This window comes from Ferdinandcohnia jepli (genome assembly GCF_047246645.1).
In the GTDB taxonomy this organism is placed as follows: domain Bacteria; phylum Bacillota; class Bacilli; order Bacillales; family Bacillaceae_L; genus Ferdinandcohnia.
On sequence record NZ_JBFOKR010000007.1, the window covers coordinates 100,630 to 125,807 of the forward strand.

At 35.3% G+C, this 25,178-nt stretch carries 26 protein-coding genes; 15 read left to right on the forward strand and 11 right to left on the reverse strand.

Features of this window, described 5'->3' with window-relative positions:
• Positions 1-47 precede the first annotated feature (47 nt).
• The 8 genes from AB3M96_RS08980 to AB3M96_RS09015 all read left to right on the forward strand — a co-directional run bounded on the left by AB3M96_RS08980 (position 48) and on the right by AB3M96_RS09015 (position 11,069).
• Positions 48-1,976 (forward strand): BglG family transcription antiterminator, encoded by a 1,929-nt coding sequence (locus AB3M96_RS08980; RefSeq protein WP_412967253.1) that lies wholly within the window; start codon positions 48-50, stop codon positions 1,974-1,976.
• Between the two features lie 348 nt (positions 1,977-2,324).
• Entirely contained in the window at positions 2,325-4,256 is a 1,932-nt protein-coding gene (locus AB3M96_RS08985; protein ID WP_412967254.1) for a PTS fructose transporter subunit IIABC, read from the forward strand.
• 71 nt (positions 4,257-4,327) lie between these two features.
• Positions 4,328-5,404 (forward strand): SIS domain-containing protein, encoded by a 1,077-nt coding sequence (locus AB3M96_RS08990; RefSeq protein ID WP_412967255.1) that lies wholly within the window; start codon positions 4,328-4,330, stop codon positions 5,402-5,404.
• A gap of 54 nt (positions 5,405-5,458) precedes the next feature.
• Positions 5,459-6,238, forward strand: a complete 780-nt coding sequence (locus AB3M96_RS08995) for a Cof-type HAD-IIB family hydrolase (protein ID WP_412967256.1) — start codon at positions 5,459-5,461, stop codon at positions 6,236-6,238.
• A 154-nt stretch (positions 6,239-6,392) separates the two neighbouring features.
• Positions 6,393-8,192, forward strand: a complete 1,800-nt coding sequence (gene pepF, locus AB3M96_RS09000; RefSeq protein WP_412967257.1) for an oligoendopeptidase F — start codon at positions 6,393-6,395, stop codon at positions 8,190-8,192.
• A gap of 195 nt (positions 8,193-8,387) precedes the next feature.
• Positions 8,388-9,680, forward strand: coding sequence for an MEDS domain-containing protein (locus tag AB3M96_RS09005; protein ID WP_412967258.1), 1,293 nt, complete (start codon positions 8,388-8,390; stop codon positions 9,678-9,680).
• 182 nt (positions 9,681-9,862) lie between these two features.
• Positions 9,863-10,231: a YkvA family protein gene (locus AB3M96_RS09010; RefSeq protein WP_412967259.1), complete on the forward strand. Its 369-nt coding sequence runs from the start codon at positions 9,863-9,865 to the stop codon at positions 10,229-10,231.
• Between the two features lie 175 nt (positions 10,232-10,406).
• Complete coding sequence (locus tag AB3M96_RS09015; RefSeq protein WP_412967260.1) at positions 10,407-11,069, forward strand: hypothetical protein; 663 nt, start codon at positions 10,407-10,409, stop codon at positions 11,067-11,069.
• Between the two features lie 38 nt (positions 11,070-11,107).
• On the opposite strand, the gene AB3M96_RS09020 is transcribed toward AB3M96_RS09015, so the two are convergent.
• The 7 genes from AB3M96_RS09020 to AB3M96_RS09050 form a co-directional block, all read right to left on the reverse strand.
• On the reverse strand, positions 11,108-11,356 hold the full coding sequence (locus AB3M96_RS09020) for a LexA family protein (protein ID WP_412967261.1): 249 nt from the start codon (positions 11,354-11,356) through the stop codon (positions 11,108-11,110).
• Positions 11,346-11,570: a hypothetical protein gene (locus tag AB3M96_RS09025; RefSeq protein ID WP_412967262.1), complete on the reverse strand. Its 225-nt coding sequence runs from the start codon at positions 11,568-11,570 to the stop codon at positions 11,346-11,348. The genes AB3M96_RS09020 and AB3M96_RS09025 overlap by 11 nt, the downstream gene beginning before the upstream one ends.
• A gap of 117 nt (positions 11,571-11,687) precedes the next feature.
• On the reverse strand, positions 11,688-12,182 hold the full coding sequence (locus tag AB3M96_RS09030; RefSeq protein ID WP_412967380.1) for a L,D-transpeptidase family protein: 495 nt from the start codon (positions 12,180-12,182) through the stop codon (positions 11,688-11,690).
• 255 nt (positions 12,183-12,437) lie between these two features.
• Positions 12,438-13,445 (reverse strand): NAD-dependent epimerase, encoded by a 1,008-nt coding sequence (locus AB3M96_RS09035; protein WP_412967263.1) that lies wholly within the window; start codon positions 13,443-13,445, stop codon positions 12,438-12,440.
• A gap of 7 nt (positions 13,446-13,452) precedes the next feature.
• A complete protein-coding gene (locus tag AB3M96_RS09040; protein ID WP_412967264.1) occupies positions 13,453-14,613 on the reverse strand; it encodes a hypothetical protein in 1,161 nt (386 codons plus the stop codon).
• Positions 14,610-15,674, reverse strand: coding sequence for a glycosyltransferase (locus AB3M96_RS09045; protein ID WP_412967265.1), 1,065 nt, complete (start codon positions 15,672-15,674; stop codon positions 14,610-14,612). Before AB3M96_RS09045 ends, AB3M96_RS09040 begins: the two co-directional genes overlap by 4 nt.
• Before the next feature lie 186 nt (positions 15,675-15,860).
• The gene (locus tag AB3M96_RS09050; protein WP_412967266.1) at positions 15,861-16,511 is read right to left on the reverse strand and encodes a hypothetical protein; all 651 of its coding nucleotides are present in this window, start codon (positions 16,509-16,511) and stop codon (positions 15,861-15,863) included.
• 222 nt (positions 16,512-16,733) lie between these two features.
• Here AB3M96_RS09050 and AB3M96_RS09055 point away from each other — a divergent pair, with 222 nt between their 5' ends.
• Positions 16,734-17,663, forward strand: coding sequence for an FxLYD domain-containing protein (locus tag AB3M96_RS09055; RefSeq protein WP_412967267.1), 930 nt, complete (start codon positions 16,734-16,736; stop codon positions 17,661-17,663).
• Between the two features lie 41 nt (positions 17,664-17,704).
• Here the strand turns inward: AB3M96_RS09055 and AB3M96_RS09060 are convergent, their stop codons facing one another.
• On the reverse strand, positions 17,705-18,103 hold the full coding sequence (locus AB3M96_RS09060) for a cytosolic protein (RefSeq protein ID WP_412967268.1): 399 nt from the start codon (positions 18,101-18,103) through the stop codon (positions 17,705-17,707).
• Between the two features lie 279 nt (positions 18,104-18,382).
• Here AB3M96_RS09060 and AB3M96_RS09065 point away from each other — a divergent pair, with 279 nt between their 5' ends.
• The 3 genes from AB3M96_RS09065 to AB3M96_RS09075 all read left to right on the forward strand — a co-directional run bounded on the left by AB3M96_RS09065 (position 18,383) and on the right by AB3M96_RS09075 (position 21,100).
• A complete protein-coding gene (locus AB3M96_RS09065) occupies positions 18,383-19,330 on the forward strand; it encodes an ABC transporter permease subunit (protein ID WP_412967269.1) in 948 nt (315 codons plus the stop codon).
• Entirely contained in the window at positions 19,327-20,208 is an 882-nt protein-coding gene (locus tag AB3M96_RS09070; protein WP_412967270.1) for an ABC transporter permease, read from the forward strand. The genes AB3M96_RS09065 and AB3M96_RS09070 overlap by 4 nt, the downstream gene beginning before the upstream one ends.
• A gap of 175 nt (positions 20,209-20,383) precedes the next feature.
• Positions 20,384-21,100, forward strand: coding sequence for a YwmB family TATA-box binding protein (locus tag AB3M96_RS09075; protein ID WP_412967271.1), 717 nt, complete (start codon positions 20,384-20,386; stop codon positions 21,098-21,100).
• Positions 21,101-21,139: 39 nt separating this feature from the next.
• Here the strand turns inward: AB3M96_RS09075 and AB3M96_RS09080 are convergent, their stop codons facing one another.
• Positions 21,140-21,922, reverse strand: a complete 783-nt coding sequence (locus AB3M96_RS09080) for an aminoglycoside 6-adenylyltransferase (RefSeq protein ID WP_412967272.1) — start codon at positions 21,920-21,922, stop codon at positions 21,140-21,142.
• A gap of 177 nt (positions 21,923-22,099) precedes the next feature.
• Here AB3M96_RS09080 and AB3M96_RS09085 point away from each other — a divergent pair, with 177 nt between their 5' ends.
• Together AB3M96_RS09085 and AB3M96_RS09090 are read left to right on the forward strand one after the other, a co-directional pair.
• Entirely contained in the window at positions 22,100-22,300 is a 201-nt protein-coding gene (locus AB3M96_RS09085; RefSeq protein ID WP_412967273.1) for a DUF6199 family natural product biosynthesis protein, read from the forward strand.
• Positions 22,301-22,400: 100 nt separating this feature from the next.
• Complete coding sequence (locus tag AB3M96_RS09090; protein ID WP_412967274.1) at positions 22,401-23,321, forward strand: DMT family transporter; 921 nt, start codon at positions 22,401-22,403, stop codon at positions 23,319-23,321.
• Between the two features lie 39 nt (positions 23,322-23,360).
• Here the strand turns inward: AB3M96_RS09090 and AB3M96_RS09095 are convergent, their stop codons facing one another.
• Positions 23,361-23,870, reverse strand: a complete 510-nt coding sequence (locus AB3M96_RS09095; RefSeq protein ID WP_412967275.1) for a hypothetical protein — start codon at positions 23,868-23,870, stop codon at positions 23,361-23,363.
• Positions 23,870-24,343: a hypothetical protein gene (locus tag AB3M96_RS09100; RefSeq protein WP_412967276.1), complete on the reverse strand. Its 474-nt coding sequence runs from the start codon at positions 24,341-24,343 to the stop codon at positions 23,870-23,872. Before AB3M96_RS09100 ends, AB3M96_RS09095 begins: the two co-directional genes overlap by 1 nt.
• A gap of 164 nt (positions 24,344-24,507) precedes the next feature.
• On the opposite strand from AB3M96_RS09100, the gene AB3M96_RS09105 reads away from it, so the two are divergent.
• Positions 24,508-25,026 carry a YbaK/EbsC family protein gene (locus AB3M96_RS09105; protein WP_412967277.1) on the forward strand — a complete coding sequence of 173 codons (519 nt, stop codon included), beginning with the start codon at positions 24,508-24,510 and terminating at the stop codon, positions 25,024-25,026.
• Positions 25,027-25,178 lie beyond the last annotated feature (152 nt).

Below are 25,178 nucleotides of genomic sequence, written 5' to 3' on the forward strand. Positions count from 1 at the left end.
ACAACATGATACACTACTATATATAGAATATTTGAGCGGGTGCAAACATGAATAATAGACAGAAGGAATTACTTAGAATATTGCTTCTCAAGGAAAAAGGAGCGAACCAAATAAGAGAGCTGTCGGAAGAACTGGATTGCGCTGAAAAGACTGTTAGAAATGATTTAGATGTACTTGAAAAGTATCTTCAAGATTATCCAGTTACGAGGCTGATAAGAAAGCCGGGATATGGAATTTCCATTACTATTGATCCGGAAAGCCGTTCAAAAATAGTCAGCGATTTGTTTTCAAGTGAGCAAAAAACTAACGAGGAACGTCTAATGGAAATAGCTTATGAGTTATTAACTAGTAATAAGGCTATTACACTTCAATATTTAGCTGATAGATATTTTGTTCCAAAAGCAGCAATTAAGAAAGATTTAGAAATTATAACTACTTGGTTTGAGCGATTTAATATTGACCTCATTTCAAAGCCTCGCCTAGGAAATTTGATTCAGGGCAGTGAATTAGATAAACGAAATGCTCTGGCACATTTATCAAAAATGATTCCTTATTTAGATAATGAAAAGAACTATGTGTTAGATCTGTTCTTACCATATGAAGTATCAACTGTTCGAAAAGCACTTGTTGAAATGGAGAAGAAGTTTTCCATGGCATTGACTGAAGACGCAGTCGAAAGCCTTTTAGTTCATGCTCTTATTATGGTAAAAAGAACAAGACAAAAATCACCAGTATTTGTGGAGGAAACCGAAAGGGAATCTGTTAGTGAAAAGCAAGAGTACCAATTTGCTCTGTGGTTTTTTGAACAGCTTCAAACTACTTTTCGAATTACGTTCCCAAACGAAGAACGTGTTTATTTTACGTGGCATCTTATTAGTAGTAAACGAATAGATGAACGAGTAGATTTGGCTGGACAAAATAATACAAATCAAATTGTAACAAATTTAATTGCAAAGATGAGTAGATTAACATTATTTGATTTTGAACAGGACTCTATCTTGAAAAACGGGCTCGCTGTCCATTTTCATTCTGTATTAAACCGGTTAACATATGGATTCCCAATTACGAACCCATTGCTTTCCAATATAAAGAAAATGTATCCTTACATGTTTAATATGGCAATCTTAGCACTTGAAGAAACTAAAGAGAATTATTCAATAGAAATACCCGAAGATGAGATTGCGTATATTGTGCTTCATTTTCAAGCTTCAATTGAAAGAATGGAAGGTAGGAAAAGTGATAAAAAGAAAGCATTAATTGTTTGCCATATGGGAATTGGGATGTCGCATTTGTTGGAAGCGAAAATTGAACAACAATATCAAAATATTGAGGTTGTTGCTTGTATTGGTAAATCAGAAGTAAGTGAATTTATAAATACTCAAAAGACAGATTTTATCATATCTACGATCCATTTGGATCATGTAAAGGTGGACCATATTGTAATTTCTCCATTGTTTGGACAAGAAGATAAGAAGAAATTAAGTAAGTTTATAGAAGAGATTGTTCTAAATAAGAAAATCTCTGAAGAGAATCATGTCTTTTCAGAGTTTATCCATGAAGATCTAATGCTGTTTGGACTAAAAAAGGAACACAGATATGAGGTAGTGGAAATGCTAGCTAGTAGGCTAGCAAGCAAGGGCTATGTTGAGAAAAATTTTATCCATAATGCAGTAAATCGGGAAAGAAAATCTGCAACCGCTATTGGGGGAGGAATTGCAATTCCCCATGGCGATCCAAAGTTAATTCGAGAGTCCGCTGTAGCTGTTGCAATCCTCGAGGAACCTCTTGAATGGGGCGATGAATTTGTTTCCGTAGTATTTATGCTTGCTCTATCTAAGGACAAAAAAGAGGATATTAAAAATGTAATAGGAAAAATTGCCGTAATGAGTGAATCGCCATTACTTGTTCAAGAACTAATCGAATCAAAAAATTATCAGCATTTTATACAAACATTAGCAAATGATAAAAGGGAGTAGGTAGAGTGAATCAAAAAAAGATTCACTCTATTTTTATTTAAAACATTTTTACCGTAGTATCCGGTAAAAATAAATAATATTAGATGGACAAGAACCATTTATTATATAAGTAAGCGATTACTAGATAATCCCTTTTTAACTTTATTCAGCAGAAGACCCTACTTCTATAAGTGGGGGAGAATGCAAAATGAGTTTACAATTCATTCAGGGTTCAAACTCCGACTGAATAAAGTTAAAGCCTCCGGCGGATGCCTCGATTTTTAAAAGGAAATTTTTCGAGCAAGCTCGAAAAAAATCGGGCGCAAATACGCCAAGGCGCATTTAATTACATCTAGAGGAGGAAGCATAATGGGAAAGATTTTAGCTGTTACTGCTTGTCCAGTTGGAATCGCTCACACGTATATGGCTGCTGAAAATTTACAAAAAGCAGGAGAAGCGTTGGGCGTAGACATAAAAGTAGAAACACAAGGCTCTATTGGAGTTGAAAATGCATTAACGGAACAAGATATTGCTGAAGCAGATGGTATTATTATTGCTGCAGATAAAGAAGTTTCAAAAGACCGCTTTGCAGGTAAGCGAGTAATTGTAACTGGAGTTCAAGAAGGAATTCGTAAGCCAGAAGAACTCATAAAGAGAATCCAAAATGGTGATGCACCAGTTTATAAGGCAGGTCAAGCATCAGCAGGAGGAGCTAGCAAAAGCACAAAGAAAGAAAACCCAATATACAAACACCTTATGAATGGTGTATCTTACATGGTTCCATTCATTGTGGTTGGGGGACTTTTAATTGCCCTAGCGTTAACTCTTGGTGGGGAACAAACTCCAGGAGGAATTGTCATTCCAGAGGATTCAATTTGGAAGCAAGTTGAAGCACTTGGTGGAACAGCATTCATGTTCATGGTGCCTATTTTAGCAGGTTTCATTGCGGTAAGTATTGCTGATAGACCAGGACTTGTGCCAGGTATGATAGGTGGATATATCGCAGCAAACGGTAGTTTTTATGGAAGTGAAGCAGGCGCTGGTTTTATCGGTGGTATACTTGCAGGTTTCTTAGCAGGGTATGTAGCCTTAGCGATTAAGAAGATTAAGGTTCCAAAAGCAGTTCAGCCGGTAATGCCTATAATCTTTATTCCAATTTTATCAACTGTAATTGTTGGTTTACTATTTATTTATGTAATCGGTGCTCCAGTAGCACAGGTATTTGAGGCATTAACTGCATGGCTTGCAGGAATGCAGGGTGGAAGTTCAATATTCCTTGCAATGATTCTTGGTGCGATGATTGCGATTGACATGGGTGGTCCATTCAATAAGGTTGCATTTTTATTTGGATCAGCAATGATTGCAGAAGGTAACTATGAAATCATGGGTCCGATTGCTGTTGCAATCTGTATTCCTCCAATTGGACTTGGATTAGCTACTTTCATTAACAAGCGTAAGTTCCGTCAAAATGAAAGAGAAGCTGGTAAAGCTTCATTTACAATGGGGTTATTCGGTATAACTGAAGGTGCAATTCCGTTTGCAGCACAGGATCCGCTTCGTGTAATTCCAAGTATTGTAGTTGGTTCTATGGTAGGTTCTGTTATCGCAATGCTTGCAAATGTAGGTGACAGAGTTGCTCATGGTGGTCCAATAGTTGCTGTATTAGGTGCAGTAGATAATGTATTAATGTTCTTTGTTGCCGCTATTGTTGGTGCAGTAGTAACAGCATTAATGGTAACAGCATTGAAGAAGGATGTTGAAGGGGCTACAGTTGAAAACGTAGTAACTACTACTCCTGTTCAAGAACAGGTTAAAACAGAAGCTCCAGTTTTAAATACGGATATTCAAAAACTTACTGATATTACTAACTTAGATTTAATTGATGTTGATTTAGATGGATCAACACGTGATGATGTTATTGACGAGTTAATCGAAAAATTCAATGCGAATGGTATTTTAAGTTCTAAACAAGGGTTTAAAGAAGCGATTTTAAAGCGTGAAGGCGAAAGTTCAACAGGTCTTGGTATGAACATTGCGATTCCTCATGGTAAATCTAATGCAGTGAAAAGACCAGCAGTTGCTTTTGGTATTAAGCGTGATGGAGTTGACTGGAAGAGTTTAGACGGAACAGATGCTAAGTTAATCTTTATGATTGCTGTTCCAGTGGAAGCTGCTGGTGACGCACACCTTAAAATCCTTCAAATGCTGTCTAGAAAATTAATGGATGACAGCTTTAGAGAACAGTTATTAGCGGTTGCTTCAAAAGAGGAAGCTTACAAGCTGCTTGAAAACGTACAATAATGTTGACGGGAAAGAGAGCAAACTAATGGCTCTCTTTTCCTATATATAACTTTAAATAGGGAGTGGCAGCAGTGAAAAAAAGTATTATGTGGGATCATATATCTGAGTCTCCAGATAGACTGAACGACCTTCTTTCAAGTAATCAAATTACAGATTTCTTACATGATTTTGATGTACAGAAGCTAAAACGAGTGGTTTTTGTAGCATCAGGTAGTTCGTTGAATGTTTCACTTATTGCAAAACGATTCTACGAGGAACTTGCTCAAATTGAAGTAAACGCCTATACACCTTTTGACTTTATGGGGAATAGTAAAATCATGGCTACCTTTAATCCTGACGAAACACTTTTAATTGCCATTTCTCAAACAGGTACAAGTAGTGGGACTGTCCAAGCGATTAAACATGCAAAAGAACTGGGCTTTAATGTTCTATCACTTACTGAAAGAACGAATACACCGGTAGAGAAACTTGGTGATTTTTATTTGAATTTCTTATGTGGAATTGAACCATGTAATGCAAAAACAAAAGGAGTAAGCAATTCTTTATATTTATTAGTTTTACTAGCCGTACATTTTGGTAAAGAAAAATCAGTCATCTCTCTCTCTAACTTTCAAAGCTATTTGGATGAAATGAAAGCAAGCATCGAGGATATCCCTGCAACAATTGCTGCAACTGAAAGATGGATAGAAGAGCATAAAGATTGGAGTACTATTCATCATTTTCTAATTATAGGTAATGGAACAAATTATGGAACTGCTATTGAAGGAATGCTTAAGGTGATGGAAACTCTTTATGTGCCAGCCTCAGTATGTGAATTAGGAGAGTTTTCACACGGGTTTCATCGTACAATTAACCATAATAGTAATGTAATTACTATTTACACCGAAGAGTATGGTCAAGATGTGATGAAGAAAACTAACGATTATCTAAAAGAAAAAGTAAAGCGCCTACTAGTTCTTAATGCAACGAGTCAAACAGATCCATCAGATCATGTTATTAACATTAAATATCGACCACTAACTGCTTCATGCTTGAATATTTCAGTTGCTTTACAAGTACTTGCAACAGCTTTACCTGAAATTATTGGATATGATCCAAATAGCCCAGTTAACGAAGACTTTACAAAAATCGTAAACACTCGTGAATAATAGTTGGTACAATAAGATAGTTACGAAAAATTGTCTTGGAAAGCGGGGAAAGAAATGACAGAGCGAAGTGTAATCTTTTTTGATATAGATGGTACATTGTTAAATCATGAGAAGAAACTGCCAACTTCTACAAAGGAAGCGATTTTCGAATTAAAAAGGCTTGGACATGAGGTTGCAATAGCAACAGGGAGAGCTCCGTTTATGTTTGTAGATTTACTTGAGGAACTGGGAATTAATACATATGTTAGTTATAATGGGCAATATGTTGTTCTGAATGGAGAAGTTCTCTATACAAATCCTTTAAACATTATTGCACTGAAACAACTTACTGACAGAGCACTTTCAAACGAACATCCTGTAGTATATATGGATCATGAAGATATGAAAGCAAATGTTCCAGAGCATAGCTTTATTAAAGAAAGTATTGATACGTTAAAAATAAGCACATTTCCGACATATGATCCGCACTATTATAAAGAGCGAGATCTATTTCAAACACTTCTCTTTTGCCCTGAGGGAGAGGAGAGTCAGTATGAGGAAAACTTTACTGAATTTGATTTTATTAGATGGCATCCTGTTTCTGTTGATGTATTACCAAAGGGAGGCTCAAAGGCTAAAGGTATAGAAAAAATTATTGAGAGATTAGGATATCAAGAAGAACATGTTTATGCATTTGGTGATGGACTTAATGACATTGAGATGCTATCGACAATTAAGAATAGCGTTGCAATGGGAAATGCGGAGCCTGAGGTTAAAAGTGTTGCAAAATATGTAACTACATCAGTTGAGGCTGATGGGATTTATCACGGTTTGAAAATGGTCGGTTTATTATAATTTTATATTTGGTTAAGAGAGCGAAGGGAGTAAAAGACTACTTTCGCTCTTTTTTTGTTAGAATCATTTAAATTTTCAATTGATTCCTATATAATAAAGATATATTTCGATTCACGAAACATTGAAACTAGTAATCGGTGAAAGGGGAATTTTTATGGCAAAGGGCACTTTATTACGTTCTGAGGTTCCGGTTGAACAAACCTGGAACTTACGAGATTTATTTGAAACTGAAGAGGCATGGGAAAATGAGCTTGAGGCTGTACAGCGTGATCTTACAACGGTGACTCAGTATAAGGGACGTGTTTGCGAAAATGCTACATCTCTACTGAGTTGCTTAGTAGCCAAAGATGCTTTACTAGAACGTGTAGTACGAGTAATGACATATGCTGATTTACAAATGGCAGTAGATGGTACAAATCCTGTTTATCAAGGAAATGCGGCACGTGTTGCCTCAATGTTATCTACAGTAAGTTCTAGTATGTCATTTGTACAATCAGAACTACTTGCTTTAGATGAAGAAAAAGTCCAAACCTACATAAAAGAAGAAAGTGCATTAAAAGAATTCAAAAAAACATTATCTGATATTCTTGAAACAAAACCTCATATGTTATCTCCTGATGCAGAAGAAGTTTTAGCGGCTTTTGGTGAGGTGTTTAATTCACCCTATATGATTTACCAGAGAAGCAAAACATCAGATATGCAGTTTTCGGCTTTCACCACAGATGATGGAGTTGAGCATCCATTAACATTTAACTTATTCCCAAAATATGAGGATTCAGCAAACACAGAGCTTCGCCGCAAAGCATATGATTCATTTGTAGGAACACTTAATCAATACAAAAATACATATGCAGCAACTTATGCTACTGAAGTAAAAAAACAAGTAACCGAGGCTCGCTTGCGTAAATATGAGTCTGCTACTGATATGCTTTTAGAGGAACAGCAAGTAACAAAGGAGATGTATCTCAATCAACTGGATACAATCCAAACTGAGTTAGCTCCACATATGCGTCGCCTTGCAAAGTTAAAGCAACGCGTGTTAGGTCTTGAAAAAATGCATTATGCTGACCTGAAAGCTCCACTAGACCCAGATTTTAATCCGGAGGTAACTTATGAGGAAGCTTCAAAGCTTGTACTAGAGTCTTTACAGGTTATGGGTTCTGAGTATATCGAAATTATGGAACAGGGAATTAAAAACCGGTGGGTAGATTTGGCAGATAATATTGGAAAAAGATCAGGTGCTTTTTGCTCAAGTCCGTTTGGTGCTCATCCATATATTTTGATGACATGGAATAACTCTATGAGAAATACGTTTACTCTTGCACATGAGTTAGGGCATGCAGGGCATTTTGTATTAGCCGGCCGTAATCAACGAATTTCAAATACTCGTCCATCCCGTTACTTTGTTGAGGCACCCTCGACAATGAACGAAATGTTATTAAGTAAACATATCCTAGAACAATCGAGTGATGAACGTATGAGAAGATGGGTAATTCTTCAATCACTTGGCACTTACTACCATAACTTTGTTACACATATTCTTGAAGGAGAGCTTCAACGCCGAGTATATGATTTAGCAGACAAAGGAACACCAATTACTGCGAAACTGCTAGGGGAACAAAAGATTGAACTTTTATCTGCATTCTGGGGAGAAGAAGTTGAAATGGATGAAGGTGCCGGATTAACATGGATGCGCCAGCCACACTACTATATGGGCTTATATCCGTACACATATTCTGCAGGATTAACAGCCTCAACAGCTGCTTCTCAAATGATTCAAGAGGAAGGTCAGCCGGCTGTTGACCGTTGGTTATCTGCTCTTAAGGCAGGAGGAACCTTAAAACCGCTTGAATTAATGAAGCTTGCAGGCGTTGATATGACAACACCTGGGCCAATTAAAAAAGCAGTAGCCTATGTTGGTTCTTTAGTTGATGAACTTGAAAAAAGCTTTTAATAACTTTAAACTACGAAAACTAGCTATCTATTAGGTGGCTAGTTTTTTACTTCTTTTATTAGGAAACAGCAGAGAGTGATTTGCATTAATAGTTGGTAAGGATATAATAGAATGTAAATAAATTAAAAATATTCCCAAAATAGGAAATATACCTTTACTATGTAATTTTCTGTCTGTCGGGTTATGGAGGATTATATGGATACATTAATTCCACTAACAAGTTCTTTGAAAATTAACCAGGGGTCACATGTCTTATACTTTTATAATTCAATCGATGGTTATATTAGAAATGCATGCTCATTTATTGTAGATGGAATTAACTTAGGGCATCAAATTGTTTTCATAGAGCAGCCAGAAATGTACGAGTTGATTTTGAATAGGATTGGACCAATTGATAAAGAAAAACTACATTTTGTAAATAATTATGAGTTCTATCAAATGTACCAGGATTTTCACTTTGAAAGAGTCTTACATAATTTAAAAAATATTATTGATCCCTTTGTAGAAAATGAAAGTATGGCCAGGATATGGGGACTAGTTGATTGGAAAGATCAAGACAACATTATAGAAAAGCTACATACATATGAATGTAAATGTGATATTACAGTTTCGGGATTAGGGTATACAACTGTTTGTGCATACGATAGTAAGAAGGTACCATCTACAATTTTATTAGAAATGTTAAAAAGTCATGAATATATGATGACAGATGATAGTTTATTTCGTAGTAGTCTATATAAATCTTCTAACAAAAATAACCCTACTGCATTCCCTTCATTATCTGTTCAAACAACAATTGACTCAGAAATGGATCTATATAGGAAGAAACTAGACTTTGTGCATGTAGTATCACACGAGGTGAGAAATCCACTTACAGTAATAAAAGCATACGCAACTCTTCTCGAGGATGAAGAAACGGAAGACCAGCGATTATCTAGACTAAGAGCAATCAAAAACTATGCTGTTGTTATTGATAATGAAATATCTCATATTATCAATACAGAACAAATGTTATCAACGGATGCCCTTTGGCAGAAAACCTTGATTAAGCCAACAGAACCTATAAATCAAGTGATTGAAATCATGAAAATAAAGGCTCAGACACAAGGTATCACACTTACAACAAAAACTTCTTTAAGTGGCAGGGAATATCTATTTGGAAACATAATGGGATTGAAGATGATTGTTTCCAATATAGTAAGCAATGCAATTAAATATAGTTATGAAGGAAAAACAGTAACCTTACTTGTAGAAGTAGATGGGACATCACTAGTTTTTACCGTTATTGACGAAGGTGTAGGTATGTCAAAGGATCATTTAGAAAAGCTTTATAAAAAATACGAAAAAATAAACCAAGAACAAAGTGGGCAAGGAATTGGTTTATTCATGGTCAAAAAGCTAGTAGATCATTTCGAAGGAACTATTGAGGTGAAAAGTGAACTAGGAGTAGGTACTACATTTCAAGTCTACCTTCCTTTATACAAATAAATGCTAATAAGATAAATTACCATCTATTTAATAGAGGTTTTTTTTCTTGGGTCTTTCTATTAAAAAGCTATAAATTAGCTGTAATCTAAATTAGGCAAATGGATAAGGATGTATGAAATTTATAGAAAGGGTTATGATTTTTCAATGAGCAAATAAATTTAATAAAGAGCGGAGGTACTATTATGGATAATATGGAGAAGCATTATTCTGAAGAAAAGTTTTGGGAAAAACTCAAAAGGTTTGCGTTACGAGCTGGCCATTCAGTTGTGTATACCGCTTTACTGCTTTACTTTGTATTACAGAAGCCTGATTTGCCAGTTAAGTCAAGAGTAACTATTTTAGCTGCGTTAGGTTATTTCATTTTTCCGGTTGATTTAATTCCAGATCTTGCTGCAGGAATAGGATTTACTGATGATTTAGGTGCTCTGGGTGTTGCTTTATTCCAGGTTGCTATGCATATTGATGAGGATGTAAAAGCAAAAGCTAGAGGTAAACTTGTCGACTGGTTTGGAGAAGATGTAGATACCTCTGATGTAGATGAAAAGTTATAGTCAAAGCGTGGTCTTAACTGTGTCCTCTTTTTTGGCAGATAGGAAAGCATAAAATTCTTTCCTATCTGCATAAGTGCAACTACGGCTCTGCTGTCGCCTAAAGGCTCGGCAATCGCCGAGTTTTCTAAGATGAAGAAATATTTTATTTATCTTGCTACTTAGTGAGGGGAAGCGCATGGGAAATGATTACCTTAAAACATTGCTTTTTGATAAATTTCACTTTTTAAAGGTACCAGAACTATCTTTACCTTTGAATGTAGTAGAAGAGTATAACGAGATATTCTATGAATCTATAATTCATGGCAAAGGCGGGTTAGTACCCTATAAATCTACTTATCCAAAATATATGTTTTTACATTATCTTATAGAAAACAAGGAAATACTTGTACATGGAACTAATAACCCTGCTATTGATTCATTTGAACCAAGAGAACAAACACTGTTTAATGGGAAGAAGGTAAAAGCTGTTTTTGCATCTACTGATGCTATTTGGTCGATGTTTTTCGCTGTGATAAATCGTCAGGAGTATAACGGTTCACTTCGAAATATATGCTTAACTACAAAAACTAAAAGAGGGATTAGGCGATATTATTATTTTTCATTAAACGCTGATTTTAAGGGAGAGCGTTGGACCAACGGATATATTTATCTAATGCCTAAGCAACCCTTTAAACAGGGTGGTATTAAAGATGAGTGGATATGCGAAGACAATGTAAAACCATTAGCAAAGATCGCTGTTTCCCCGGAGGACTTTATATTTTCAAAAGATGTAAGGAGTCATAAAGAAAGTGACCCGCATTTAAAGACTATGATTCGATATCTTATTTGGGGACGTTAAGTAAATCATAGATGAAAGAACCGGACTGTCGGCATGGCCTATGAATCTGACAGTCCTTTTAAAATTCTAATTGAGCGTGGAGTCTTTGGTTCGTACGTAATGACTCCTTTTGTTTTCATTCTATCCAGGTATGCCTTGATTGTACTTGTAGAATTGACAGACCTGCAGAGCTTTGAGAGTTCACGAATAGAGGGGGAGATTTTTCTCTTTTGCATATATTTATGAATTTGTTCTAGGATTTCGTTCTCCGTATTTGCCATTCTATCCTGCAATGTCTCAATTTGCACGTTTTATCTCTCCTTTTTTCTTAGAAGCAGCAGATAAGATATTATCAATTTTAAAGGTCCGTTTGTTTCCACGCAGTAAACAATATGCTTTTATTGATTGGTCATTTATTTCGATAACTTTAATGAATCGTTGGGTGAGAATACCGTTTTGTGACATATAGATGATTTCGATTGGTGTGTTTTCTAGGCGGGCTCTGTTTAGAATTCCCTTCATGCAATCATCTCCTTTTTTATTATTATATACGAACATATATTCTATTATCAACAAAAACAAGAACGTTTATTCGTGTTTTTAAAAAATGTTTCTTTAAGCTAGCTTAATGCTCTTATATTAAGGATTAATAAAGACTCTTGTGCCAATTGGAATAATACGTGCCAGTTCTTCAACATCGTGATTATACAAACGAATGCATCCTTTTGAAACTGACTTTCCAATAGAACTCGGGTCGTTGGTGCCATGAATACCATAGTGCTGTTTTGATAAGCTCATCCACAGCGTTCCATATGGACCACCAGGATTTGGCGCTTTATTAATTATGATGTAATTTCCAACAGGTGTTGCATGGAGCATCCGACCTACTGCAATTGGATATTGTTTCTGTAATGATCCATTTCTTACTAAACGGAGAGTGCGATTTGATAATGAGACTTCGACTTGATATGGAATAGTAGTTGGATCAGGGTAACCAGGTATAACGATTGATTGGCCAGGATAAATAACGTTCGGATTGACTGAAGGGTTTGCTGCAATAATTTTAGAAAGTGGGGTCCTGTAATCTAAAGAGATTTGTCCTAGCGTCTCACCGTACTTAACAATATGAATCAGAGGAAACACCTCCTACAAGTAGTTTAGAAGCAGTTTATGAGAAGGAAAGTTAAAGTGTTAAAGTGGTGTTTTTTACAAAATAAACAAACGCTTGTATGATTTTCAGATGCCTTAATATAACTGGGTTAAAGGGTTAAACAAACGTTTGTTTAGTGGTAAGAAACTTAGGTTTGAATTCAAAATTTCGATATCTACCTAAGTTGTTTTTATGTAAACAAAACAGCCTGTTACACATAAACAGGCTGTTGTTGTGGACTATTTGCCGTAATAATCTCGATACCAATCTACAAACTTACGTAACCCTTCTTCTATAGAGGTTTTTGGGTAAAAACCGATATCCTCATACAAATCTGTTATATCTGCATAGGTTTCCTTTACATCCCCTGGTTGCATTGGGTGTAAATGGACTATGGCTTGTTTTCCAATGATTTTTTCTAATGTTTTAATAAAATAAATGAGGCTTACTGGATTATTGTTTCCGATGTTGTACAGTTTGTAGGGAGCATTACTTGAGCTAGGATCAGGTTCCGATGGATTCCACTCCATATTATGTGTAGGTGGACGGTCGAGGAGCCTAACAATACCTTCTACAATGTCATCAACAAAAGTGAAATCCCTTCGCATGTCGCCGTTGTTAAAAACCTTGATGGGCTGTTCTTCAATGATATTTTTTGTGAATGAATAATAAGCCATATCTGGACGTCCCCATGGGCCATACACGGTAAAAAATCTAAGTCCGGTAGTAGGGATGTTAAATAAATAGCTGTACGTATGCGCCATTAACTCATTAGATTTCTTTGTTGCAGCATATAAACTAACTGGATGATCAACTGAATCCTTTGTTGAAAAAGGGGTGCTAGTATTTGCTCCATATACAGAACTTGAAGATGCAAATATTAGATGTTCAATGGGATAATACCGGCAGGCTTCTAAGACATTTAGAAAGCCCACCAGGTTTGAATGCACGTATGAATGGGGATTTGATAAACTGTATCGTACTCCTGCTTGAGCAGCCAGGTTTATTACAATATTAATTCTTTCTCTTTTGAATACAGCCTGCAGTTTCTGTGCATCCGCTAAATCAGTTTCATAGAATGTGAAATTATTATTTTTTTTAAGAAGTAAGAGCCGGTCTCTCTTTAAGCGTACATCATAATAATCGTTTAAATTATCAATACCTACCACATGAAAGCCTTTAGCTATTAAACGTGATGATAAATGATAACCGATGAAACCTGCAGCACCCGTTATTAATATACTCATTTTTTTATCATCCTTCCTCGGTTAGAGGAATCGGAGTTTTTGTCCATTCTTCATATGTTTTAGGGTCAAGCATTTTTACTTGCTCAAGGAATTCATCAAAGAAGCCTCTTTCACGTAGATCCTTAAACAACTCGAGTGGCCTACTTTGATCACGAGTGAAAGAGTAGACATGGTCAACCATTTTGAATCCACTCTTTGTAATAATTACATGTCGTAAAGGTGTATCTATTTGCTTAAATCCTGCCTTTTTTTGAGATGTTAGGATATCTAAGAGTTGTTTTGTAACTTCGAGTGGAAGTTTGGATTGTTTCTTTAAATAAGAGTTTAAATCAGGCCCTGATAAATACTCCATCGTAACGTAGTTCTTCTTTGCTTCAAATACCTTTGGAATAAAAGATAATTTCTGACAAGATAGAAGGACCTCTTGTTCCTGTTTGGCATGTTCAATTTTACCGTAAACCTTAACACAACGGTCATCGGATAATCGATAAACTGCTCCTTGATGCCCTTTCCCAATTAGGAATTGAGCAAGAGAGCTATCAACCTTAACGCTACTGCCCTTGGCTGACATTACCATTAAGCTTTTTATTTTAATCTTTTGATTTAAATAGCGCTCCCACTCTTTGTAGGTATCTGGCTCTAGTTTTTGAACTTGCATGAGAAAAGAGTCCTTAAGCAAAAGTAGTTTTAAATCGCGAAGTAATTTAACTGGTATTGGATGAATCCGCTTAAAGGCATTTACATGGTCAACGACCTTCAATTCATTATTCACGATGAAGATATGCCGTAGTGGTGCATCTACCATTGTGAATTTAGCCTTTTTAAATGCTTTTAATAATTGTAATAGTTTTTTAGTTATATCCTCTGGCATATACATGCTACCAAGAAGATACTCCTTTAACGTAGGCCCATCTAGAAATTCCATTACGATATAATTTTTACCAGTTTCATAGACTTTCGGCATAAAAGGGTTCTTCTTTGCAGCCTTTAGGGCGTCTTGTTCCATTTTGGCTTGAAGAGGGTCCTCATAAATTTTTACGCATTTATCCTCTGAAATTCTAAAAACAGCTCCTTGGGATCCCATGCCAATAAGAGGATATGAGGTAGGGTTATAAATTACTAAGTTTTTTTCAACTTTAGTGACAGTTATAGATGTAAAGTCGCTCATTTTGATCCTCCTAACAATTCATTATAAAATTTTGCCTGCTGTTCAAGCTGTTTCTTTTGGTCAAAGTGTTGTTCCACTTTGTGCCGTGCAGCCTCAGCATATGGTAGCCATAGGTTCTGGTTTAGTAACATGTGTTCTAATCCAAGTGCTAGTTCATCGACATTATTTTCAGGTACTAGGAATCCGTCAACATTATGTGTGACAATTTCAGGTACTCCTGCATGGGTTGTTGAAATAACGGGTAGCCCTGTTGCCATTGCTTCCTTTACGGTATTTGGAATTCCTTCTACATCTCCGTTTGATGCGATTAGACTTGCTGCACAAAATAAATCAGCCCTAGTCATATGCTCATAAACTTGTTCCTTAGGCAGGTGCTGAAATAGTTTAAAAGAATCACCAAGCCGTAGCTGCCTTGCTAAGGAGATAAGTTGATTTTCCATTGGACCACGTCCAATTACCGTTAGAGTAGCATTTGGAAATTTTGGACGTATTTTAGCAAAAGCTTGCATTAAGATATGATGTCCTTTTTTTTCTACTAATCTCCCAATGGAGAGTATATTTTGAGATCCCGTAATTTCAGGAGCTCGGTATTTAAATTGATCGAGGTTTACACCACCATATAACACCCTTATTTTTTCTGGTGGACATCCCCACTCTATAATTCGATCTGCTAAATACTGACATACAGGTAAAAATAACTCTGTACGTTCAAAGAGGATTTTCATATTATCTAGATAACTGAAATGTTGATCTGCAAGGGTGCCATCTCGTCCTCGAATACTTGTGACCATGGGTAGTCCCGTTTGCTCCTTGAAGGGAAGTAATAAGATACCTAACTGACCATGGTGAGCATGAATAAGTGAGAGTTTGTGTTCTTTTACAAATTTTTTAGGAGAAATTATGTCACTTAAGTAATGCACCCTATCATTTAATAGTGACATATCTACCATATATTTAGGTTGGCGGACCAAATGAATGTAGTCATAGCCTGGAACCTCACGAATTTGAGGAATATACTGGGTAGGGTCTACTCGTAAATTTAAATGTATTGCGGTAGGCAAATCTATCGACTCCTTTCTGTAAATAGTAGTCTTTTCAATTACACTATGCACACCCGTACTTAATAGTTTGGACAAAACACACAATGATAAAAAAATATGGAGAGTAATAGGTTAATAGAGGAGAGTCAGAAGCGGATTCGAAGGAATAAATAGAAAAACACTAGGCTATATGCCTAGTGTAAATGGTTATTTATTGATGAAATTAGAATCTAATGAGGATGTAGTTGCAGGTTGTTCTGTTCCTGTAATCCAATTCTGACGTAAAAGAGCAATGATTTTTTCGAGGTTAGTTTTATCTTCAATCACAACAAAATTTTGCTGGGGAAAGACACTCTTTACCTTTATGGTGAGTTTATAACTATTATTAAGCCTGTCATCTAAGCCGTATAGGTCATGCCAGCGGATAATTTGTTCGATTTCATAGGCCTTCACTTGGCGAAATGAATAATATCTGCCATGAAGAATAATGCCATTGGATAACACATAAAAATTCCCGCGATGCTGGACTATTCTTATAATGGCGAAAAGAATATAAGCTATTGAAAAGAAAGAAGAACCTAAAAAGTCACTTGTAAGGACCGCAACTACTATAATTAGAATGAACAACATGGCAGCTAACGTGCCCCATTCGACATATTTATATGACCTTGTATCTTTGGAAAGTGGTTGCATTTCTTTCCATTCCCCAGGTACAAGGATTGATTGGAATTCTTCTTCTCTCTGTGGGAAAATAGCGTTGTTTGTTAAATCGGCTGCTTTTTTAATATTGAGTCGATATCTGATAAGATAATAAATGCTAAGTATGAAAATAATTGAAAAAAGTACATCTAGCAACATTTTATTGAACTCCCTTCTGGCTATAATCTATTATTTCAAAGATAGTAAGGAGATACAACCCATAGGAATGAGATGATAATTAACCTACTTTAGTACTAAAACTTTAGAAGGATTTTTTTATGTTGGCCCACTTTTTTAAGAAGCTAATTTCATAGACATGTTATGATGAGGTAAAATAAAAATGGTTTAATTACACCTATTTAGGAAAAAGGTGGGGGAAACTTGAATACATTAGAAGCTATTATTGAGGATATTAAGGAATTTCCGTTGGCAGACCATATATTGTCTTTCAGAGAAGTTCAGGACTTACCAACAATTATGAACGAAGATGAGTCAATTTTATTTATTACGGTAGGCACATATAATGACAATAAAGGGCTATTAATTGCTACAGATGAACGTGTTCTGTTTGTCTATACAGAGCATTACATAACAAGGGCATTGAAAATTCCATATGAAGATATTGAGCATATTTACAAGGAACAAAAGGACATTGAATCATCAATTGAATTGTTCTTTACGGATACAAAAGTTGTGATTAACAAGATACCTTCTTTAGATGTTCCTCCTTTTGTAGATATTGTTGAAAATTTTATGGAGGATTATTTTGTTCAAAATGATCGATTACTATCTGCGCAAGCTAATCAAGTGCATCCGAAAAAAGAGAGTAGTATTTTTAGAGTGTTTGGCTGTTTTGGAGTAGTTGCCTTTTTGGTTGTTCTTATTGGAGTGGGCATTAATGTCTATGATCACTATATGGGGACTGAAGAGCTCGGAACCGAAGAAATCAGTGGTGTAGAGGAAAGCGAATATGAAGTTAGTGAAGAGGACCATAATCCTCCTGACTATGCTCTTACGGTTGAAGAGGCTGTAGCAGAGTATAATCTGGAAATTTCAGAACTCGAAACAACAAATGATGAATACTATGAATATATTACAGGGACAATTAAAAATAATTCAGATCGGGAGTTTTCCTCCATCTATGTTGATATTCAAATGTTTGATGAAGATGGTAATCTAATCGATTCTACAATTGATAGTATGGAGAAATTTAAACCGGGTCAGACATGGTCCTTTAAAACCGAGTACTACAATAAATATGCTGTTGATTTTAAAATTTCAGGAATTACTGTGTTTGAGTTAAATGAATAAAGAAAAATGGCCTAATTCTCAACTGAATTAGGCCATTCCTCTTATTGAATTGAATTTTTTGCATCCTCCACAATATGAAAAAGCAGGTGAGCAAGGTGGTGGATAGGACCATACTCTTGTTCTTCACCTTCTGCTGCACCCGCAGAAAACTCAAGGTCATTTAAATAAAGTGCCATGAATTCATAGAAATTAGCCAGCTCGAATGAAAAACAGTAGGTTGGTTCTTCACTATCTTCTTCATATTGAAGTGCTAAGTAGTGCAAGTTTCCCTCAGCATCTTCTCCATCAAAAAAGACAAACAGTCCAATGTTTGTGTCTAATTCAAACAAATGTCGAGTACCACCAACGGTGACCTTTTCGAAATCCTGTTCATCAAGTATGCCGACCTTCATTTCGTCGACTCCGTCTTCCTTATGGAATGTAACAGATATTGTTCTCATTTAATCGCCTCCAGTTTCAAATTCTTCCTTCTGGGAAGGGAGTATTACTGCATGTTAACTAGTATGTAGTTTACACCATTAACAAGAAAAAGAACATGGTCCCTAATAGGGTTTACAGAAAATCATAAACTAAATCGAAATTAGCAAAATTTTAGTAAAAAGGTAAATACATAAATAAGACATCATCAGAAAGATATATTACTATAGTTGTAAAACTATTCCTAATTTAGTAGACTTTATATATAATTTATAATTTTTGCAATTAGATTGGAGAAATGTATGAAGGGTTCGCTGCTAAGAATTATTTCTAAACAATTGGGTTTATGGTTGTTAACTACACTACTTTTATCTGTAATAATATTTATTCCTCGTGATGTAATATATGAAACTAGTCGCGCTGGTGATATACAAAAAGTCTTATATGACTATACTATTGAGAAACATTTCACTAATATTAAAGACTTTCTTATTTTTGTAAAAGATAATAAAGGTCTCGGTTCATATACAAATAGTTCTTCAGTAGCCTCACATATACTGGAAACCTTTAGTCGCAGTCTTTATATATTGGTTCCGGCGATATTTATTGGTTTTTTTGTTGGTATCCTAAAAGGAGTTTTTGATTATTTTGTGAGAAAACGGAAAATTGGCATTGGGAGTGGTATGACTTGGTTTATGCTTTCAGTTCCGGATCTCTTTTTTATGATTATCATTCAATTATCGTTGATGTTTTTATATGAAGTTGGTTTATTTCCTCATGTTGATTTATTCGGTCATGAAAAGCTTGAAAATATTATTGTGTGTAGTCTGTTTTTATCAATTTATCCATTATTTTTAATTGCGAATATTACCTACGCAACGCTTTTAGAAGAAGAGTCAAAGGACTATATCACAACTGCCAAATCAAAGGGAGTATCCTATTTTAAAACCATAACGGTTCATATGCTCAAGAATGCAATGCAGAAGATAAATATGAATAGTAATACGATGACTCTTTATGTGTTATCAAATTTGTTTATAGTGGAATTTTTAACAAATTACCGTGGAGCAGCTTATTACTTTTACCAGGCAATAGCATCTCCTCAAAACTTTGTAGTGGGCACAAATTTTCATATGTACACAAATGTAGCGGTAGGATTTGTATTTTTGTTTACGGTGATTATTTTGATCTCAAATCTATTTTTTCAACTTATTAATTTGGTAGTGTCACCGAAAGGAAAAGCATTATGAAAAATTACTCACTAATAATTGGGGCAAGTATACTTGGAATAATCATTGTAATGACGATTGCAGGACCTTATCTTCCATTTATAGATGAAGACTTAACTGAGCATTTATATCTAAAATACGAGGATGGAAGAATGGAAGTTCCGCCATTTGCGCCATCTGAGGATTTCTTACTAGGCAGCGATCGAAAAGGTGTTGATTTGCTGAGTAGACTTGTTATTGGTACAAGAGAGACTTTACTTATCATTTTAAGTGTTGTATCAATTCGCATGGCAATTGGATTGTTCTTGGGGATAGGGGCCTATTACTCACGATTGCTTCATTTATTTTTAAAGGTATGGTATCAAGTCTTTTCCTACATTCCTTCTATATTTTTAGTTGTAATGATAGTCGGGATTCCTTTCTTTTTATATGCAGCTAATAGGCCATTTTGGTTTATACTCGTATTAGCTTTAATAGAGGTAGGAAGAGTAGGGGATGTTGTTCATAAACTGGTAAAAAATATAGCGAACAAACCATTTTATGAGGCAGGAATCGTTGCAGGAAGCACCCCTTTTGGACTGACACGGCGATATCTTCTTCCAAACATGAAGACGCAATTGGTGACACTAGTTGCTAATGAGTTAGGGAGAACATTGTTTCTCATCGCACAACTAGGTGTTGTAGGAATTTTTATAAGTGTAGCATTTGAAAATGATGCATCAGGGGCGATGTATGCTGTGAATACCTCGGATTCTTGGCCGCTAATCCTATCAACGGTCTTATATGATATGTGGGGTGTAAAAGTCATACCATTCAGTGCCATATTCTTAATTGCAATAACTGTTCTATCTTTCTATTTAATTGGAAACGGAATTGTGAAGAAGGTTACTCAAAAATAAGAGAAAAATGTCTCAAGCTAAGCTTGGGGCATTTTTGTTTTAAAGGAAATCTAATTTTTAATGGGGTTATCAGTTCAAAGTTTCAGGCGATTGTGCTTTTCTAAATAAGTTTAGTAGTTTACTAGGTATAGAACCTCGAAATCTTGGCAAAGATTGTTACAGAGGTGATGAGCGGATGAAATTGACAATCCCATTTCTTTTATCATTAGGGTTGGTAGTCGGATTTTTTTCAAATAGTGAAACCGAAATAACGAAAGAGCAAAATGATTTAGAAACACTTAACCAAGTTGCTGTGATGAACGAGATAAAGGTAGAATCATGGATAGCTTTTTCCAGAACGAGATACGGACAAGCTACAGATAAGAAAGAAATGCTTTCAATGGCAAATGAACTGATGGCTAGTTTAGATGAGTATACATGGCGAAATGTAGTCGAAGATGACGATCATTATATTTGGCAAGGTGAGAGAGTAACAAATGAAGGAATAAAAGAAAAGCTGAAATTAAAAGCATATGTACTTGGTAGTAAATATGAGCTTTCGACCACACTTGAAGCTAAGGGAGAATTACTGGAAGAAGACCAATTGGATTGGGTCAAGAAAACGTTTAAAGAGGATGAATCCACATTTTATTCTGTAACAGGTAAAATTCAATCAACTAACGAGCTTTCAAATCTTACAAATAATTTAATCACTGATGTAAATGGTAAAATGGTTGAACAACTGTTGGAATCCGAATTCGTATCTGTATCCGCATATTCAGATGTTTTTGAAACGGAATTACGAACAGCTAATAATGAACTCATTAATATGCAAATTGGTTTGCGAACTTCAGCAGATCAAAATCATGTAGACGTGACAATTGGAACACCGATTATTACAACAGAGTATTAAAAGATAGAAACAGAAAAGCCTAGAGTTTAGACTCTGGGCTTATCTTACCTTATTGTAAATCAGATGTTTTAAAGCATCGTCCATTGAGAATAGAGAGCTTTGATTTACTGTTTCTGTAAATAAGTATATTAATTTTTCAGTAGCCAACTTTATATGTTCAGCAGTGATATCGACTGGAAAAGTCAATAGATACTCTTTGATAAATGATGGATGTAATGTTTCATAGGCCTTGAACTGGTGTAGTTTCTTATTTTCATTTAATGCTTGAACAACTAATGTGTCACTTCTCATTTCCTCGAGTAACTTTAATGCATAAATTAAATTTTTCCTCTTTAACTCTTTGTTTAAACTCATAGCCGAATATACAAACTCAAATACAACATCATATGGTACTTCGTATGTTATTGGCTTACTTGTAAACTTTTCATTTTCAAATTTCATCTTCTTTGATACTGAACCAGTCTTATCGATAACCACTTTCCACAATGGCGATTTTACGTTTAAAAGATCAGTTGGGAGAATGGAAATGTTGAATTCCAATGTATTTTCCATTATAGCTATAATCAGGTAAATATCCTTTCTAAGTTGCTTTTCTTTAATGTAGATTGGATTAAATTCACTTAATACCTGGCGGATTTTATCTTTTGTCTTTTCTACATTCTCTACGTTAGCAGCAGACACCATCATATCAATATCAGAATATGAATCATTATAGCCAATTACCCCTGAACCTAGCTGAATGACACCTTCCACGAATTCTATAGACTTTACATTCTCAATCGTTCTGTTGAAATAATGATCTCTTTCCTCAGAATTGTACATGTTCCACCTCGCAATTAGCAGATCCATAGGTTAAAGTATAGAACCTACATATTTTCGATATTTTTCATATATTCTAGCATAAGAGTAAAATAAAGGAATGCATTATTTCATAGGTATGAAACGAAAGTACTTATTGTTCGTATTACATACTAAGTCATACTAAAAAGGGGAATGAATATGGTCATTGTTTTTTTGCTTTTTATTCCACTTGGCTTACTCATGTTTTTCAAGCCAACATTTATTTGGGCTCTTACGGAAAGTTGGAAATCTGCTGATGCAACAGAGCCATCGAGTTTATATCTATTTTCAACAAGAATTGGTGGTACAATCTTTACCATCTTAGGGATTATAGGAGTTATTATATTTGCAATTATGTAGGAGTACGTTTAAAAATGTATTTAATTTTTGTTTTAGTTTTCTTATAATAAATGGAAATAATGGTGAATTATAAGTTTACTAGTTTAAGTGAGGGAGCCTGATGAGTTCAGAGAGTTTAGCGTTACCGCACGGAAGAGTAAAGGGCATTATTTTGGTATTGATCGGTGCAATTCTTTGGGGAACCTCAGGGACGGTTGCCCAATTTCTGTTTCAGAAACAAGGATTTAGTGCTGAATGGCTTGTAGTTATACGCTTATTGGTATCGGGTGTTCTCTTATTACTATTTGCATATCAAAAAGAAGGAAGCAAGATCTGGGGGGTGTGGAAGGATCGGAGGGCCATATTCCAGATTATATTGTTTGGAATATGTGGTATGCTGGCTGTCCAATATACATATTTCGCGGCTATCCAGCATGGAAATGCTGCAACGGCGACTGTTCTTCAATATATGGGTCCTGTAATTATTACATGCTATCTGGCCATTGTCGCCAAACGATTACCAAACGTTATGGAAATATCCTCGGTAGCGCTTGCGGTAGTGGGAACCTATTTATTAGTCACAGGGGGCAGTGTTCATTCTTTATCGATTTCAGGATGGGCTGTTTTCTGGGGGATTAGTTCTGCATTTGCATTGGCCTTTTATACATTGCAACCAATTCGTTTACTTAAGAAGTGGGGGTCAATGATAGTTGTAGGTTGGGGCATGCTAATTGGAGGGTTTGGGTTTAGTTTTATACACCCACCTTGGAAGTTTGAAGGTGAATGGTCTCTACCTGCTTATTTTGCAGTAGTTTTTGTGGTGGTTTTTGGTACACTAGTTGCTTTCTATTGTTACTTAGAAAGTCTTCGCTATATTTCTGCAACCGAAACAAGTTTACTTGCCTGTGCAGAACCCTTATCTGCTACCTTTCTTTCGGTAATCTGGTTGCATGTCGCCTTTGGCGCTGGTGAGTGGATAGGAACATTTTTTATTTTGACTACGATTGTTATCTTATCGTTTATAAAAGAGAAAAGAGCATAGATAAAGACAAAGAAAAAAACCCTCAAAGTAGGGTCTTTTTTAATCGAGCGTTTTACCACTCTTAAGAAGCTTATGAGTACGAGTTAATAAAATAAATAAACCAAGCGTCAGAGATTGTGTTACTAAATAGACGTGAAAGGAATACGCTAATCGCCAATTGTTATAAGTAAAGACATTGAAATGTACACAAATACCTTCAAAAAGTGTTCCGAAAAGGGACCAAATGACAATATAGAAAAAAGTCTCAATTCCTCTTAAACGCATTCGTTCATATATATAAACAAATAAAAAGCCAAAAGGTGCATATAAAAAGTACGTTAAAAAATCAAAAAAATCATATAATCCTGTGTCCATAATATTATATAAATCCAACTGAGGAGCAGCTAAAAGATGATCGCTTATCCGTGCAACTGTTGATGAAAATAACATGATTATTAGTAATATGCTTAAGGGTGTTCGTTTAGGGAGAAAGAAAATAACTGCATAACCAATAATAAGCCAAAGCAATACAAACCATTCGTTTTGATCAAACACCTTAGGAAGTGGCATTATTTATTTATCTCCTCCTTTTGTAACAAGCGTATAAATGGAACTGTTATGAGTAAGGTGAGAAGTAAAATAAAGGTGTACGATAGTAACGAATATAAGAATGACCAATCTTCGTATGTAATCGCCTCATTGTAAATAAGAAAATATTCTATACTGTATAACGTACTAACTACGATAAGCGATAATCCAATCCTTTGTAACACTGTCGTTACAGAGAAGAAAAAGTTAAAATACCAAAGCAGAAAAAACGGGATAAGTATCGTTTCAAATAATATAAAGCTTAGTAAAGACTCTACGTCTTGTGAAACACTCCATCGTTTTGTATTTACATATAAAATGGAACCATAACTGGTAACTAGAAATTCCAAAACAAGCACAATATATAAATTTTCAAACAATGTAAGTTTCTTTTTTATTACAGAGGTAGCAATTAAAGTTAAAAGTGACAGACCTAGGATAGTTAGGGAGTACATAAGAATTAAGATCCACCTTTAATACCATTTAATTCATAGGTTTTATTGTATTTGGTGTTTTTATGCAAGTTTTATATTTATCCTTCAAAATGTATTTTTATGTTTTTTCGAAATTTTATGGTAAATTATGAGAAGCACTATTTTTTTAGGAAGGGATGGACAAGATGTCATTAGAAAGTGTAAAAGCTCATTTTAAGCAATGGAATCGTGAAAAAGATGTTATGGAATTCGAAACATCTAGTGCAACGGTGGATCAAGCAGCGCAAACAATCGGAGTAGTACCTGCAAGAATCGCCAAAACGTTATCGTTTAGAGGGGAAGATGATAAAGCAATTTTAGTAGTCGCTGCAGGAGACGCCAAAATTGATAATAAAAAGTTTCGCCATACCTTTGGATATAAGGCTCGGATGCTGTCTCCAGACGAGGTGCTAGAAAATACGGGGCATGTAATTGGGGGAGTATGTCCATTTGGTTTAAAAAAAGAACTAGATGTATTTTTAGACACGTCGATGAAACGTTTTGATACCCTTTTTCCTGCATGCGGAAGTACCAACTCAGCGATTGAACTTTCATGCGAAGAATTATTTTTATATTCATATGCGAAAGAATGGGTAGACGTATGTAAAGGTTGGGAAGTTGCGAAGGTAGAGGAAGAGCCAGTAGTACAAAATGGAAAAAATTGATACATACATTATTTTTTATAGTTTATAAAGTATGGAGAAGGAAGTTGTTTCTATGTCTTAAGAGCCGGCGGCTTAAGGTCAATAAGATAACCTTGCAGCCGGCTCGATTTATAATTATCAACGACAACGGGCGTCTTTCACATTATATTAAA

Coding starts and splice junctions, on each gene's coding strand:
- AB3M96_RS08980 (WP_412967253.1), top strand. CDS start 48: ATGAATAATAGACAGAAGGAATTACTTAGAATATTGCTTCTCAAGGAA.
- AB3M96_RS08985 (WP_412967254.1), top strand. CDS start 2,325: ATGGGAAAGATTTTAGCTGTTACTGCTTGTCCAGTTGGAATCGCTCAC.
- AB3M96_RS08995 (WP_412967256.1), top strand. CDS start 5,459: ATGACAGAGCGAAGTGTAATCTTTTTTGATATAGATGGTACATTGTTA.
- pepF (WP_412967257.1), top strand. CDS start 6,393: ATGGCAAAGGGCACTTTATTACGTTCTGAGGTTCCGGTTGAACAAACC.
- AB3M96_RS09005 (WP_412967258.1), top strand. CDS start 8,388: ATGGATACATTAATTCCACTAACAAGTTCTTTGAAAATTAACCAGGGG.
- AB3M96_RS09010 (WP_412967259.1), top strand. CDS start 9,863: ATGGATAATATGGAGAAGCATTATTCTGAAGAAAAGTTTTGGGAAAAA.
- AB3M96_RS09015 (WP_412967260.1), top strand. CDS start 10,407: ATGGGAAATGATTACCTTAAAACATTGCTTTTTGATAAATTTCACTTT.
- AB3M96_RS09025 (WP_412967262.1), bottom strand. CDS start 11,570: ATGAAGGGAATTCTAAACAGAGCCCGCCTAGAAAACACACCAATCGAA.
- AB3M96_RS09035 (WP_412967263.1), bottom strand. CDS start 13,445: ATGAGTATATTAATAACGGGTGCTGCAGGTTTCATCGGTTATCATTTA.
- AB3M96_RS09040 (WP_412967264.1), bottom strand. CDS start 14,613: ATGAGCGACTTTACATCTATAACTGTCACTAAAGTTGAAAAAAACTTA.
- AB3M96_RS09050 (WP_412967266.1), bottom strand. CDS start 16,511: ATGTTGCTAGATGTACTTTTTTCAATTATTTTCATACTTAGCATTTAT.
- AB3M96_RS09060 (WP_412967268.1), bottom strand. CDS start 18,103: ATGAGAACAATATCTGTTACATTCCATAAGGAAGACGGAGTCGACGAA.
- AB3M96_RS09065 (WP_412967269.1), top strand. CDS start 18,383: ATGAAGGGTTCGCTGCTAAGAATTATTTCTAAACAATTGGGTTTATGG.
- AB3M96_RS09070 (WP_412967270.1), top strand. CDS start 19,327: ATGAAAAATTACTCACTAATAATTGGGGCAAGTATACTTGGAATAATC.
- AB3M96_RS09075 (WP_412967271.1), top strand. CDS start 20,384: ATGAAATTGACAATCCCATTTCTTTTATCATTAGGGTTGGTAGTCGGA.
- AB3M96_RS09080 (WP_412967272.1), bottom strand. CDS start 21,922: ATGTACAATTCTGAGGAAAGAGATCATTATTTCAACAGAACGATTGAG.
- AB3M96_RS09085 (WP_412967273.1), top strand. CDS start 22,100: ATGGTCATTGTTTTTTTGCTTTTTATTCCACTTGGCTTACTCATGTTT.
- AB3M96_RS09090 (WP_412967274.1), top strand. CDS start 22,401: ATGAGTTCAGAGAGTTTAGCGTTACCGCACGGAAGAGTAAAGGGCATT.
- AB3M96_RS09095 (WP_412967275.1), bottom strand. CDS start 23,870: ATGCCACTTCCTAAGGTGTTTGATCAAAACGAATGGTTTGTATTGCTT.
- AB3M96_RS09100 (WP_412967276.1), bottom strand. CDS start 24,343: ATGTACTCCCTAACTATCCTAGGTCTGTCACTTTTAACTTTAATTGCT.
- AB3M96_RS09105 (WP_412967277.1), top strand. CDS start 24,508: ATGTCATTAGAAAGTGTAAAAGCTCATTTTAAGCAATGGAATCGTGAA.